At 63.5% G+C, this 13,707-nt stretch carries 13 protein-coding genes and 1 riboswitch; of the genes, 5 read left to right on the plus strand and 8 right to left on the minus strand.

Going from position 1 to position 13,707, the window contains the following annotated elements:
- Window positions 1-57: 57 nt before the first annotated feature.
- The 3 genes from C0V82_RS03750 to C0V82_RS03760 all read right to left on the minus strand — a co-directional run bounded on the left by C0V82_RS03750 (window position 58) and on the right by C0V82_RS03760 (window position 2,551).
- Window positions 58-1,008 carry an ABC transporter substrate-binding protein gene (locus tag C0V82_RS03750; protein ID WP_102113215.1) on the minus strand — a complete coding sequence of 317 codons (951 nt, stop codon included), beginning with the start codon at window positions 1,006-1,008 and terminating at the stop codon, window positions 58-60.
- A 2-nt stretch (window positions 1,009-1,010) separates the two neighbouring features.
- Complete coding sequence (locus C0V82_RS03755) at window positions 1,011-1,784, minus strand: ABC transporter permease (protein ID WP_102111176.1); 774 nt, start codon at window positions 1,782-1,784, stop codon at window positions 1,011-1,013.
- On the minus strand, window positions 1,781-2,551 hold the full coding sequence (locus C0V82_RS03760; protein WP_102111177.1) for an ABC transporter ATP-binding protein: 771 nt from the start codon (window positions 2,549-2,551) through the stop codon (window positions 1,781-1,783). The genes C0V82_RS03755 and C0V82_RS03760 overlap by 4 nt, the downstream gene beginning before the upstream one ends.
- Window positions 2,544-2,648, minus strand: a riboswitch (TPP riboswitch). (Overlaps the previous gene by 8 nt.)
- Before the next feature lie 124 nt (window positions 2,649-2,772).
- Here C0V82_RS03760 and C0V82_RS03765 point away from each other — a divergent pair.
- From C0V82_RS03765 to C0V82_RS03780, 4 genes are all read left to right on the plus strand, one after another.
- The gene (locus C0V82_RS03765; protein WP_102111178.1) at window positions 2,773-3,273 is read left to right on the plus strand and encodes a nuclear transport factor 2 family protein; all 501 of its coding nucleotides are present in this window, start codon (window positions 2,773-2,775) and stop codon (window positions 3,271-3,273) included.
- A 49-nt stretch (window positions 3,274-3,322) separates the two neighbouring features.
- The gene (locus C0V82_RS03770) at window positions 3,323-4,471 is read left to right on the plus strand and encodes an acetoin utilization protein AcuC (RefSeq protein WP_102111179.1); all 1,149 of its coding nucleotides are present in this window, start codon (window positions 3,323-3,325) and stop codon (window positions 4,469-4,471) included.
- A gap of 36 nt (window positions 4,472-4,507) precedes the next feature.
- Window positions 4,508-5,002: a DUF192 domain-containing protein gene (locus tag C0V82_RS03775; RefSeq protein WP_102111180.1), complete on the plus strand. Its 495-nt coding sequence runs from the start codon at window positions 4,508-4,510 to the stop codon at window positions 5,000-5,002.
- Between the two features lie 86 nt (window positions 5,003-5,088).
- A complete protein-coding gene (locus tag C0V82_RS03780) occupies window positions 5,089-5,598 on the plus strand; it encodes a hypothetical protein (protein WP_102111181.1) in 510 nt (169 codons plus the stop codon).
- Window positions 5,599-5,607: 9 nt separating this feature from the next.
- On the opposite strand, the gene C0V82_RS03785 is transcribed toward C0V82_RS03780, so the two are convergent.
- The 3 genes from C0V82_RS03785 to C0V82_RS03795 all read right to left on the minus strand — a co-directional run bounded on the left by C0V82_RS03785 (window position 5,608) and on the right by C0V82_RS03795 (window position 10,033).
- Entirely contained in the window at window positions 5,608-7,260 is a 1,653-nt protein-coding gene (locus C0V82_RS03785) for a pectate lyase (protein ID WP_102111182.1), read from the minus strand.
- Between the two features lie 173 nt (window positions 7,261-7,433).
- Window positions 7,434-9,596, minus strand: a complete 2,163-nt coding sequence (locus C0V82_RS03790) for a TonB-dependent receptor (protein ID WP_102111183.1) — start codon at window positions 9,594-9,596, stop codon at window positions 7,434-7,436.
- Between the two features lie 101 nt (window positions 9,597-9,697).
- The gene (locus C0V82_RS03795) at window positions 9,698-10,033 is read right to left on the minus strand and encodes a DUF1491 family protein (RefSeq protein ID WP_102111184.1); all 336 of its coding nucleotides are present in this window, start codon (window positions 10,031-10,033) and stop codon (window positions 9,698-9,700) included.
- Between the two features lie 86 nt (window positions 10,034-10,119).
- On the opposite strand from C0V82_RS03795, the gene surE reads away from it, so the two are divergent.
- Window positions 10,120-10,884: a 5'/3'-nucleotidase SurE gene (gene surE / locus C0V82_RS03800; protein ID WP_102113216.1), complete on the plus strand. Its 765-nt coding sequence runs from the start codon at window positions 10,120-10,122 to the stop codon at window positions 10,882-10,884.
- Window positions 10,885-10,946: 62 nt separating this feature from the next.
- Here the strand turns inward: surE and C0V82_RS03805 are convergent, their stop codons facing one another.
- Window positions 10,947-12,527 carry a peptide MFS transporter gene (locus C0V82_RS03805; RefSeq protein ID WP_102111185.1) on the minus strand — a complete coding sequence of 527 codons (1,581 nt, stop codon included), beginning with the start codon at window positions 12,525-12,527 and terminating at the stop codon, window positions 10,947-10,949.
- A 121-nt stretch (window positions 12,528-12,648) separates the two neighbouring features.
- Window positions 12,649-13,686, minus strand: coding sequence for a patatin-like phospholipase family protein (locus tag C0V82_RS03810; RefSeq protein WP_102111186.1), 1,038 nt, complete (start codon window positions 13,684-13,686; stop codon window positions 12,649-12,651).
- Between the last annotated feature and the right edge of the window lie 21 nt (window positions 13,687-13,707).

The raw sequence follows: 13,707 nt of genomic DNA on the forward strand, positions 1-13,707 counted from the left end.
GACAATGCCTTGCACCATCTCTGCTTGTTCCGGCCTGATCCTGTCAAGCGGACCGGTTCACTTTACCTCAACCGCGTAGGTGGCGACATCCGGCGTGGTCTTGATCAGGCCGCGCGCCTTCAGGAACTGCGCGAACCGGTCATAGCGGGCATTGTCCAGCGCGCGCGGGCTGTGGGCGAAGCGGGCGACGCTGTCCTTCCAGGCACGCTTGTTCAACTCTGTATCCAGATCCTTGCGACCCTTGATGAACAGGCCCCAGGCCTCGTCCGGGTGGTTGATTAGGAACTGTGTGCCGCGTTCCACGGCGTTCAGCAAGCGGCCAATGCGCGGGTCGTTCACCTTGTTCTTGGCCGTGATGAAGACCAGTTCGTCATAGGCGGGCACACCCTCTTCCTCGGGGAAGAAGGCGCGGCCTTCCTTCTTCTCGATCGCCATCTGGTTCAGTTCAAAATTGCGGTAGCCGCCGACAATGGCATCCACCTGACCCGCGAACAAAGCCGGCGACAGGGAGAAATTGACGTTGATCAGGGTCACGTCCTTCAGGGACAAACCGTGCTTTTCCAGCATGGCGCCCAGCAGCGCATCCTCGAACCCGCCGACGGAGAAGCCGACCTTCTTGCCCTTCAGGTCCTTGATGGACTTGATCGGGCCATCCTTCAGCACGATGACGGTGTTCAGCGGCGTGGCGACCAGGGTGCCGACGCGCACCACGGGCAGGCCGGCATCCACCTGCAAATGCAGCTGCGGCTGATAGGAGATGGCGATATCGCCCTGGCCAGCGGCCACCAGGCGCGGCGGATCGTTGGGATCGGCCGGTGCGATCATCTCCACCGTCAGCCCTTCATCCTTGAAGTAGCCCTTCTCCTGCGCGACAAAGAGCGGGCCATGGTCCGGGTTCACAAACCAGTCCAGCAGCACCGTCATCTTGTCCTGTGCCATCGCGGGCAGGGCGCTGCTGAGACTGGCGGTCATGGCCGCGGCCACGGCCATCGCGCGCATCCAACGCATCTTCATCGTGTTTCTTCCTTGTTCATCACGCTGTCAGGCAGCCAGGGCAAGGCCCGGCGAACGGTAAGATCGACCAGCAGCCACAGGCCAACGGCCAGCAGCGCCAGAATGAAAAGGGCGGCAAAGGTCAGGTCGGTCTGTACCCGCGCTGTCGAGTGCAGCATCAGGTAGCCCAGCCCCGCCGACGCCCCGACCCATTCCCCGACAACGGCCCCAATGGGGGCTACCGCCGCAGCCATGCGCAGGCCGGACCCAAGCGCCGGTAAGGCCGCTGGCATGCGGATATGGCGCAAGATGGTCCAGGGGCTGGCCCCCATGGTGCGCGCCAGATCAAGCCAGCCGGGGTCGGTGCGGCGCAGCCCGTCATAGAAGCTGGCAGTCACGGGGAAGAAGATGATCAGCGTGGCCATCGCCACCTTGGACGCCATGCCATAGCCGAGCCACAGCACCAGCAGCGGGGCAATCGCGAACACCGGCACCGCCTGACTGGCCAGCAGCAGCGGCAACAGCCAGCGCCGCGCTGCCGATGATGCCGTGAGCGCCAGTGCCGCCAGCCCGCCGCAGACCGTGCCCAGGATCAGGCCCAGCACAATTTCCAGCAGCGTGTATCCTGCATGTTCGGCCAGTAGCGCCCAGTCATCAACCAGACGTAGCGCCACCCGTTCCGGTCCCGGAAGGATGAAATGCGGCAGGTCCGCCAGCCGCACCAGCAGTGCCCAGGCCAGGATCAGCCCCGCCATCGTCACGATACCGCGCAGGAAACGACTGGCCTTCATGCCGCATCTCCCCCGCCGCGCAGGCGCGACAGCAATTCACCCTGCTGCATCAGCAACGCCTGCTGATCCGGTGCGCGCGGCGTATCGCCAGCGGGGGTCAGCGGCGTGGACAGACGCGCCGGGGTACCGCTCAAGACGAATACCTGATGGCCCAGGCGCAAGGCCTCCATCGGGTCATGCGTCACCATGATGACCGTTCGGCCCGACAGAAGGCGCGCCGCAAGGTCCTGCATATCCAGCCGGGTGATGGCGTCCAACGCGGAAAAGGGCTCGTCCATCAGCACGATGGGCCGGTCTTCGAACAGGGTGCGGGCCAGGGCCGCGCGTTGCCGCATGCCACCCGACAGCGCATCTGGTCGGTCGCCTGCGCGATCCCCCAGACCGACATGGTCCAGAAGGTTCATGGCCCGCGCCCGCTCCGCAGCACCCACCCGGCCTCCCCGCAGCTTGACGCCCAGCGTCACATTCTCCAGCACGCTGGCCCAGGGCAGCAGCAAATCCTGCTGCCCCATCCAGGCGATGCGGCCAGACAGCGGTTTGCCATCATCGGCGGTGACGGTGCCTGTACCGGTCAGCAGCCCGGCAATCAGGCGCAGCAGGCTGGATTTGCCAACCCCGCTGGGACCCAGCAGGCAGGTGGTCATGCCCCCCGGTGCCCGCATCGACAGCCCGCTGAACAGCAGACGCCCACCAAAGCCGATGGCGGCGTCGGAGACCTGGATGGCGGGGGCGGGCGGGGCGATCGCGGGCCCCGGAACATCAATCATGGATCACTGTCCCTACGCCGGTATCAGCCGGATCAGGTTCCAGGGGTCGTCCCGTACAGGACCTCTCAGCCGACCATCGGCTCCCCCCAGTGAGGTTGGTTGGTTATGGCAAAGCGTTGAACTGGCTGCAAGGTCATTGGTGCTGACGCTGGTCGGGTCAATGGTTCTTGCGCAAAGATGCAAGCCGTTATCAAATCACCCTATCGGAAACAGGAGAAACCATGCGCAAGCCTTTGATCCTCGTCGCCCTTCTGTCGGCCCTGACCGCGACCGCCCAGGCCGCCACCCTGCCGGAGGGGCCGGCTTTGCGCGCGGCGATTGAAAAGGCCGATGCAGAATTTTTCGCCCTGTTCTTCGAAGGCTGCGATCCGGCCCGTGTTGCCACCATGCTGACCCCGGATTTTGAGATGTATCACGACAAGGGCGGGGAGGTGGCGCGTGCCGCCGCACCCTTCGTGGCCGAATACAAGAAAGGCTGCGAGGAAAAGAAGAAGCCCGATGCCTGGCGCTCACGTCGCGAACTGGTGCCGGGTACCATGACCCTGCATCCCATTGCCGGCGTTGGGGTGATCGAACAGGGCGATCATGTCTTCTATGAACGCAAGGGCGATGGCCCGGAAAAGCTGGTGGGAAAGGCCCGTTTCACGCAGCTTTGGCGGCTGGAGGCCGACGGCTGGAAACTCTCCCGCGTCTTCTCCTACGATCACGAAGCCGTGAAATAATTTTCCGCCTCTTGTGCCATGTGGCGGCGCAACATAAGTTGCGTTCATCATGCCCGACAGCGCCGCCCCGCTCCTCTCATCCGTCGCGACGACACGCCCGCTTTACCTGGGCGGTGAGATTTATCGCCATTCCAGTTACGGCAAGAAACACCCGCTTTCCATTCCGCGCGTATCGGTGGCAACTGATCTGGCCCGCGCCATGGGCTGGCTGGATGATGCCGTCTACCTCGACAGCCCGATGGCCACGCCTGAACAACTGGCCCGTTTCCATGACCGCGACTATATCGCGGCGGTACAACGGGCGGAGCGGGATCAGAAGGTCGATCTGGATACGGCCCTGCGCTATGCCCTGGGCAAGCTGGAAAACCCCGTATTCCCGGAAATGTACCGACGCCCCGCCATCGCCGCCGGTGCCGCCATCCTGGCCGCCGATCTGGTGCGCGATGGTGGTGTGGTGCATTCACCGGCCAGCGGCACGCACCATGCCCGCCCCGCGCGGGCCAGCGGCTTCTGTTTTTTCAACGCACCCGTCCTGGGCATCATGGCGCTGCTGGATCAGGGGCTGGACCGTATCCTTTATGTCGATCTCGACGCCCATCATGGCGACGGGGTGCAGGATGCCTTCCATGATGATGAACGCGTCCTGACCATTTCCACGCATGAGGAAGGGCGCTGGCCGCATACGGGCAAGCTGGATGACCGGGCCGGCGGCATGGCCCGCAATATCCCGCTGCCCGCCGGCGTGAATGATGATGAATTCCGCCATGTGGTGGAGGAAGCAATCATCCCGCTGGCCGTCGCCTATCGGCCCCAGGCCATGATGATCCAGACCGGCGCCGATGCCCTGGCTGATGATCCCTTGTCGCGCCTGTCTTTGTCCAATCGCGCCTTGTGGCGGGCGGTGGGTGATCTCGTGGGGCTGGCCCCGCGCACCATCGTGGTTGGCGGTGGCGGCTATAATCCCTGGTCGGTGGGCCGTGCCTGGGCCGGCATCTGGGCTGTCCTGAACGGCATCGACCCGACGGAAGCCGCCCTGACCCCCGCTGCGGCCGACGTGCTGAAATCACTGACCTGGGACCGGCGGGAGGGACGCAACCCGCCCCGCCGCTGGATGGAAACGCTGGTCGATCCGCCGCATGAAGGCCCCATCCGCGACATGGTGCGGCAGGCCGCAGCATCCGTGCGCGACCTGTGGTAAGACAGAACCCATCTTAACCCCGCGCCGGGATCCATCATGCTGCTGCGCCGTCTGGCCCTTGCCCTGCTGCTGTCCCTGTCCCCTGTCTTCCTGCCCGTCGCCATCCCTGATGCCGCCGCCCAGATGGGGCCGCAGACGGGCCTGAACCGCGACAATCTGGTGATTGAAACCAAGGGCGGCCAGCGCCACAGCTTCAATGTCGATCTGGCCTTGACCCCGCAGCAGCAGGCCATCGGCCTGATGTTCGTGGAGAAGATGGCGGATGAGAAGGGGATGCTGTTCCTGAATGATCAGGAAAGCAAACTGTCCTTCTGGATGAAGAACACCCTGATCCCGCTGGACATCATCTTCATCGATGCCAAGGGCTATATCCTGAACATCCAGCATGGCAAGCCGCTGGACCTGACGCCGCTGCCCTCCGCCGGGCCCGCGCTGGCGGTGCTGGAACTGAATGGCGGGCTGTCGGCCAAGCTGGGGATCAAGCCGGGGGACCGGCTGCTGCATCCCGCCTTTGGGGTACGCCGTCCGTAACCATCATGCGCCACGCGGGCAACTGAGGCCTCTGAACGCCCGAAACCAGCGCATTTCCAATCGGATACGACGTGGTAAACTGGCGTATGGCTTTCTATACGCCCCCTTTGCAGCGACTGCCCACGCCGGTGACGCCCCCGTCGAAGGACCGGCACGTCCTGGGCGTCAACCGGATTGAGGAGCGGCAGCGGCGGGAGGAGAAGGGACGGGAAGGACGCAGCCTTCGTCATCGCCTGATTGATCTCGTGATGGATGAGGTCGAAAGCCTGCCCGACCTGACCACACCGCAGAAGCAGCGTATCCGCAACAATCTGGGCCGCTTTGCCGAGCGGCAGCCCGATCACGCGCCAGACCATCCGCCACCGCCGCCGCCAACGCCAGAACAGTCACTGGCCGCGCTGACGGCAGGGGAAGAAATGCCGCCGGATGCCGCGGCCCCGCCGGCCGTCGGCGATGAGGTCGATGCGGTACAACTGGCGCAGCAGATGCAGATCCTGTTGGGTTTGCACAGCGAACGCGCCACCAAGATTTCAAACTACATCCATGCCCTGATGGCCGTCACCCCGGACAGCCATCAGGTAGACCTGGATATCTGACGCCGGCCCTTACTTCCCCAGCGCCTTGATCAGTTCGCCCATATTCTTGACAAACGCGGCGGTGGAGATGCCTTCCACCGGGTAATCGGCATTGTAGGGTGACGTGTCATACAGGTCGCCCACACGCGTCGCCCGGTATTCGCCGCCGGTCGGCGTGGCCGGCCCGTCGCCGATATAAGGGTTCGATACGGCGGTCAGCTTCACCGGCCAATATCCGCGCGGGTTCAGGCCCCGGATCAAATCGGCCAGCTTGTCGGCACCCGCCACCTTCTCCGCATTGTCCGTCTTCATCATGTCGAAGACATCGACATCGCGCAGCGTGAAATAGCGGGGCAGCTTGTAGGTACCGGGCTTGGCCAGCATGGGCGAGCCCTTGGAAATCTCTTCGCCCTTCGTGGCCGCCAGCTTCTGATATTCCGTACGCAGGGCTGCGGTGTCGATGGACCGGAAGGACCCGTAATGGGCAATCACCTCATTCGGGCTGTCGCTGGTGTAATATTCGCCATTCACCACGTTCGACCCGCGCCGATGCAGATATAGCGGCTTGTCCGTGCCGATGGCCAGGAAGGTCGGGTGCGTACGGCCCTGGGTCCGCAGGCTGGGCGGCGATTGCACCTTGTCCAGCCAATCCAGCGCCTCGGGTACGCGCGCCAGATATTTTGCATCGCCGGTCAGACGGTAGAAGTTCAGTAACTGCTTGATATTGTTGGCCGTCGTATGGGTGGCAAAGGCCTCTGGCTCATAGGTGCGGGCACCGGTCGGCTTCAGGTCGGTGGTGCGGTGCTGCAGGCCCCAGGCGGGCTGCGGCTGCGGCTGCTGCGTGGCGATGAAAATGTCCATGCCGCGCCGGATCGGGTCGATCAGCTTCTTATCGCCCAGCACCTGATAGGCGAAGATCAGCACCTCCAGATTTTCGCCCGATACATCATCGTTGAAGGTGATGTAGCCGGTATAGTCCGGCTTGCCATGCAGGCCGCCATCCTTGACCAGGGGGAAGCGCTGCGGCCAGCCGCCATTGGGATATTGCGCGTTCAGGATGAAGCCCAGCGCCTTGTCCAGCGCCTTCTTGATGCCCTTATCCTTCTTCTCCAGGTACAGGCGCAGCAGGAACTGCGTCGCCTCGGCGGTGCCGGCATCGTCGAATGTGCCGTTGCCGTAGTAATGATGGAATTCCTCCATCCGCCAGGCATTCTTGCCATAGGTATCGTACCAGCGCTTCAGCGAGTCCTCGCCGGCCGTATCGATGACGTAGTTCCAGCCACCGCTTTCCAGCTGCCCCTTGATCAGCGCATCTGCCGTCTTCATGGCGGCATCCAGGTACCAGGCGTCACCCGTGGCGTGCCAGGCGTCCAGGAACAGATGCCCCATGGTGGGCGTGCCCGGTGGCTGCACCCAGATCATGGTTTTGTTGGCTTCCAGCTCACCCCAGCGGCGGGAGAAGTCGGGCAGATATTGCCAGACATAGCCGCCATTGACGGCCGCCTCCTCCATCATGAACCGGGCCGCCCGCTTCATGGTCTCCAGGATTTCCGCGCGGCTGGGTGCCTGTACAGCCTCCTGCGTGGCGGGGCTGCTGGTGGCGGACTGGGCATGGCCGGGCAGGGCCAGCATCAGCGGCAGGCAGGCACAGATCAAGGCACGCTTGAAAGCGGCAATGGACATTCGAACGTCTCCGGGCTTCGCTCCATCGGTGGCTCTGCCGGCCACCTCTCAAGCCCCGAGTAAATCACACATGACACCGGTTTCCTAGTCTGATCATGTGTCAAATTGTTACCGGTGTCAGTTGGTCACTGAGAAAACGGGCCGGTATCTCCGGCCCGTTTCGCTGGTGATCGTCAGAACCGCACAGTCCCCATCAGCACCCATTCCCGTGGCGGCTGCGGGAAATAGGCGAAGGGACCGTCATTATTGGCCACCACCGTGTTGACCCTGCGGTCGAACAGGTTGCGCCCCGTCAGGGTGAGGTCCAGCCCATCCAACGCCGTCCAGGTGATGGCGGCATTGGTCAGCATATAGCCGCCGGCCTTACGGCTGTTGGCGCCGTCATAGGCGTAATCGCCGGAGATATCGGCCCAGGCGCGCAGGGTAACGGGGACATCTGGCACCGCCTGCACAATCTCCACCCGCCCGGCATGGCGCGGCACGCCCGCCACATCCTTGCCGGTGAAATCGAAGGGGCGGTTGGTGTCCGGCTCCAAGAAGGCGTTCTCCGTCCAGATGGCTTCGGTAAAGCCATAAGTCAGGTTCACCGCCGTACCGTTACCCAGATCGGCGGATGCCTCCACCTCCACACCGCGCGACCGTTGCCGGCCGTTATTGATGGTCCGGGCAGAGCCGCCGACAGGCAGAAGCTGAAGCAGGTCGGAGCGGCGAAGCTGATAGGCGGTAATGCTGGCCGTGAAGCGCCCATCCGCCGTCTGGCCCTTCAACCCCGCCTCGATATTGCGGGCGATCTCCGGGTTCAGATCCTTATTGCGGTTGCGGAAGGACCAGATGGGGCCAAAGCCAGGGCTGAACCCCTCGCCAAACGCCGCATAGGCGGTGAGCAGGTCATTGACCCGCCAGCGCAGTGATGCCTTGGGGCTGACATGGCTGTCGCTGTCCTTGACGGTGACCTCCGGGTCGGGGCCATAGCCACTGCCCGACGGACCGTAATGCACCTTGCGCTGAAACCGGTCCAGCCGCGCGCCAATACTGGCCGCCACATCGCCCCAATCACCATCGACCTGGGCAAAGGCCGCCTGCGTGCGGTTGCGGGCATTGGCGTTCAGCAGGTAATCCGACTGCCACAGGTTGGCATCGACATGCGCGCCGGTCTGGGCGTTGCGCCGCTGGGTATAGAAGCGGGGGCCGAAATCGAACTCCCCGGTCCAGGTCTCCACATGGTGGGCCTCCACCTGCTCCGCCGACAGACCAGCCAGAACGCGCCAGGTATCATTCAGGCGTGCATCCACCTGCTGTTCGGCAAAATAGGTATCGGTGCTGCCATCCACGCGGAAGCCGGTGAAATTCACGGTGCCGCTGGCCGGGTCATACGGGTTGAAGAAACCCTGTTTGCCAGCGGTGTTGGCGTGGCGGGCATGCAGGCGGGTGGTGCTGGTGACATTCTCCGTCACCGCGCTGGACAGCACCGCCGTGCCCGTCCACATCCGCTTGTCAAAGCCGGCCCCATCCTGGTTCCAGTTGCCCTTGCGCCCGCCGGGCAGAGCGACGGGGATGCCGTTCGCATCGGTCGGTAACTCACCGGCCAGCCCCTGTTCGGTATTCACATAGGTGCCGGTCAGATTCAGCACCGTGGCCTCGGTCAGGTCGAGACGCTGTTTCACGAACAGGGTCTGTTCCTCGCGATCCGTACGGTCGCGCCAGCCATCCGACCCCTGCGCCTGCGCAGAGATCAGGATGGCGCCAACATCGCCGGTCGGGCGCTGCACCATGGCGGCGGCGTTCCACCAATTGTGTGAGCCATAGCCGGCCTGGGCCTGGGATAGCGGCTCGTCCGTCACCTCGCGGGTGATGTAATTAATGGTGCCGGCAATGGCGCCACGGCCATAAAGGGCGCTGGTGGGCCCGCGCACCACATCGACCTGTCCGACAACGCCAAAGGGCAGTTGCTCCAGGTCCACCTCATCATCGCCGGTGACGAAGGGCACGCCATCCATCAGCACGGTGATGGTGTCGTTATGCACCCGGTTGGGCACACCACGGATGGTGATGTCGGTATAGGTGCCCTGGTCGTTGGTCTTAACGACAAGTCCGGGCAGGCCGCGCAATTCTTCCCCGATGAAACGGGTTGCCTTGGCCTCAAAGTCATTGCGGTCCACGCGGGATACGCTGGCCGGGATATCGCGGATGGTCGTGGCGCGGCGGGTGGCGGTGACGACGATCTCGTCAAGGTTCGTGCCAGGGGGGGCCGTTTCTGCCATGGCGGGAAGCGACAGGGCCATAACAGCGGTCGTCGCGGACAGAATACGGGCGTAGCGGTAGGCAGGGTGTTTCATGGGTTGCGGAACCAATGTCTGGGGTTCGATCAGGATTCCGCGCCTGAATTCACGAAATTTTCTGTCTCTGCAAGAAAAAGCGCACGGGGGGCAGGGTTGCGTCAGGTTTTTTCTTCTACGAACGGATTGCTGCCATCCCGCGTCTCCACCTCGATCACCCATAGATCGGGGTCGCGTTTCACATGGCGTTCCACGAATTCCCGTGCCGCCATTTCATCGATCATCTCGCCATTGGCCCCCGGCTGCCAGCCAAGCCTGCCGCTGATATCGCGGCCCTGGCTGAACATGCGGCTGCCCTGAAACGGCACCGTGATCTTCAACAGGATCAGGCCGCTTTCCCGCTCCCCCTTGCGCAGCACATAGGCCGGCACGCCTGCCGCCGACAGGCGCCAGAGATGACTTTGCACAAACAGATGGGTGGGCAGGCGTTCTTCCATGGTCTGCGGGTCCTGTTCGCGCTCGACTTCAAACGCTTGTTCGATTTGAATGGGTATCGCCTCTAACCACCATGTCCGGACCCGCCATGCAAGCCCCGACCGCCCCGCTGTTCAACCGCGCGCTGCTGACCAATGATGATGGGATCGACGCGCCGGGCATGGCGGCCCTGATCGAAGCGGTGACACCGCTGGCGGCGGAGGTCTGGGTGGTGGCCCCCGAACATGACCAGTCGGGCGTGTCCCGCGCCATCAGCCTGCACGGCCCCTTACGCGTTCTGGAACGCGGCCCCCGTCGCTTTGCCGTCACCGGCACGCCCAGCGACTGTGTGGTGATCGGGCTTAGCCACATCCTGAAGGACAATCCGCCCGACATCGTGTTTTCCGGCATCAACCGCGGCGCCAATATCGGGGAGGAGGTGGGCTATTCCGGGACCGTCAGCGCCGCCTTGATGGCCCGACTGTGCGGGTTGCCGGCCTATGCCATCAGTCAGGCCTGGCGCGACCGCAAGAATGTGCGCTGGCACACGGCCATATCGGGGCTGGAGGCCATTGTCCGCCGGTTCGGCACAGCACCGGCCAGCGTCTTGAATGTGAACTTCCCCGATGTGGAGCCGGAAGAGGTGGCGGGTGTGGCCATCACGCGGCAGGCCCCGCCGGGCAGCATGGCGATGGGCGTGGAAAGCCGGGAAGATACGCGCGGCTTCCCCTATCACTGGCTCTCCATCCGCCGCCATCCGGGGCAGGGGGCCGATGACACGGATATCGGCGCGCTGCGCCGCCGGGAAATCAGCGTCACGCCCATCGGCTTCGACATGACGGACCATGCCACACTGGCGGCTCTGCGCGGCTAAAACAAAAAGGCCGCCCGGATTGCGCCGGGCGGCCCTTTCACACTCTACATCAAATCGAAGGATCAGGCGGCCTTGCTGCCCTTGCCTTCCGTGTGCATGTCGGCGGCGTCCGTGTGCATCAGCTTGCGGATCAGCGGGGAGGCGACGCAGACGGCGACGCCGATGCCACCGGCCCAGATCAGCAGGTCGTAGAACACGCCGGTATAGACCTTCAGGCTTTCCTGCGGCGACAGGACGGCCCCGCCCTCAGCACTGGCGCTGGCAGCATCGGCGATGAAGCCCGCCAGATAGTGGGCACCAGCCGACGACAGGAACCAGACACCCATCATCATGGCCGTGATGCGGGCCACCGACAGGCGGCTGATCATGGACAGGCCGACAGGCGACAGGCACAGCTCACCAGTGGTGTGCAGCAGATAGGCCAGCACCAGCCAGATCAGGCCGGTCTGCGCATCCTCACCCACGACAGCACCACCGACGACCAGCGCGCCGAAGCCAAGTGCCACCTGGATGATGGCCAGACCGAACTTCATCGGCGTGGACGGCTCCAGACCCTTGCGGGCCAGCGCCACCCAGCCCCAGCTGAACAGCGGGCCCAGCAGCACAATGAACATCGGGTTGAAGACCTGCACCACCGAGGCCGGAATGATCAGGCCGAACAGTGAACGGTCGGAATTGCGGTCAGCGAACAGGGTCAGCGAGGTGCCGGCCTGTTCAAACAGGGTCCAGAACACCACCGACAACGAGATCATGAGCATCATGGCGATCAGACGCTCGCGCTCGATCTTCGTGCACTGGGTGATGGAGAACCAGATCAGGCCAACCACAACCAGCGCCACGACCGACAGCAGCAAGGAGCCGACGACGTGATGGTTCTGCACCAGCTGCCAGTTAATGATCACGCCGATGACAGCGGCGATATAGATCATCCATTCCAGCGACAGGCCGAAGGCGCGCGGCTTGGACAGTTTCACCGGATCGGGTGCTTCGGAATTGCGGTACCACTTGGTGCCGCGCGCAAACACGATCAGGCCGAACACCATGCCGATACCGGCCAGACCGAAGCCGTATTTCCAGCCATAGGTCTCGCCCAGGTAACCGCAGGCGATGGTGGAGAAGAACGAGCCCAGGTTCACGCCCATATAGAAGATCGTGTAACCGGGGTCGCGGCGCGGATCGTCCTTGCTGCCATACAGCTTGCCGACCATGGTCGAGATGTTCGACTTCAGGAAGCCGACGCCGGTGATGATGAAGGCCAGCGACAGGAACATGATCTGGTCATAGGGCGACTGACGCACCACGACACCGTCAATGACCTGCGCGGGAGAGCCTTCAAACGCCATGCCGATATGGCCGCAGACCAGCAGGATGGCGCCCAGCATCACCGCCTTGCGGCTGCCCAGATACCGGTCGGCGATCAGGCCGCCGATCACCGGCATCGCATAGTTCAGGGAGGCGTAGCTGGCATAGATGAAGCCGGCGGTCCCGTCGCTATAGAGGAAATGCTTGACCAGATAGAGGGTCAGTAGTGCCCGCATGCCGTAGAAGGAGAAGCGTTCCCACATCTCGGCGAAGAACAGGGGCGCCAGACCACGCGGATGCCCGAAAAAACCCCGTTCGGGGTCGTTTGATATCCAAGCCATTGCAGCCTTGTTGTGTTTGGATGCTGAGGAAGGCGCCGCTATAGCATGTTTGTCATGTCCGACATAGGGGGCAACTGTATCGGCCTGTGATGGCCATCACAGGTTATCGACACTGCTCACCTCACACGAACAGCGGCCCCGTCTCAAAGCTGCTGCGCTTGCCCAAATCCTTCTCATGCCGCGCCAACCATTCATCGGCCGCCGCCCGGCCCGTATCGCGCAGGTCGGACAGGAAGCCCCAATCGGCATTCAGCTTGCTGGACACGCCCAGATGGCCCATCCGTTCCTCCGCCTCGATCCGGTGCAGATGGATGGACCGCATGCCAGACGCCTCTTCCGTCATCGCCCCCTTGGCCAGCAGCCGGTTTACCAGCTCGATCGAGCGCAATTCGCGCAGGAAGATGGAATTGAAGCTGACCTCATTCATGCGGTCGACAATAGCGGTGGGTGCCTTTGGCACGTCGGGCCGTTCGATGGGCGTGACCTGGATGATCAGGATATCGTTGGTCCGGCACTCCTTGATGAGCGGGTCCAGGACCGGGTTACCCATATAGCCGCCGTCCCAGTAATGCTCCCCGTCGATCCGCACGGCCTGGAACAGGAAGGGCAGGCAGGCGGCGGCCAGCAGGCAATCCACCGACAAATCCTTACCCTGGAACAGCCGCATGCGTCCCCGCGCCACATTGGTGGCGCTGACGAAAAGGCGCATCTCCGCCGCCTCCCGCAGCACCTTGAAATCAATCAACCCTTCCAGAACATCGGCCAGCGGGTTCAGGCCCAGCGGGTTGAACTGATAGGGCGACATCATGCGGATCATCAGGTCGAACCCGGCATAGACCGGGTGCGCCTCCACATTGGGATTGCCGGTCAACTGCGTCAGGAAGGATGGCGACAGCGGGCCAAACGCGTTGGCTTTGGCCACCCGCCGCCAGAACCGGTACAGCAGATCACGCGCCGCCTGCGGCCCGCCCGTCAGCCAGCCATAGGCCATCAGGGCGCCGTTCATGGCTCCGGCGGACGTGCCGGAAATCGCCTCCACATCCAGCCGATCCAGTTCCAGCAACCGGTCCAGCACCCCCCAGGTAAAGGCCCCATGCGACCCGCCCCCCTGCAACGCAAGACCAATACGGGGGCGGGCGACGGTTTTTGATCGGGTCATGATGCGCTTTAACTGGAGGAA

The organism is Niveispirillum cyanobacteriorum (genome assembly GCF_002868735.1).
Taxonomy (GTDB): domain Bacteria; phylum Pseudomonadota; class Alphaproteobacteria; order Azospirillales; family Azospirillaceae; genus Niveispirillum; species Niveispirillum cyanobacteriorum.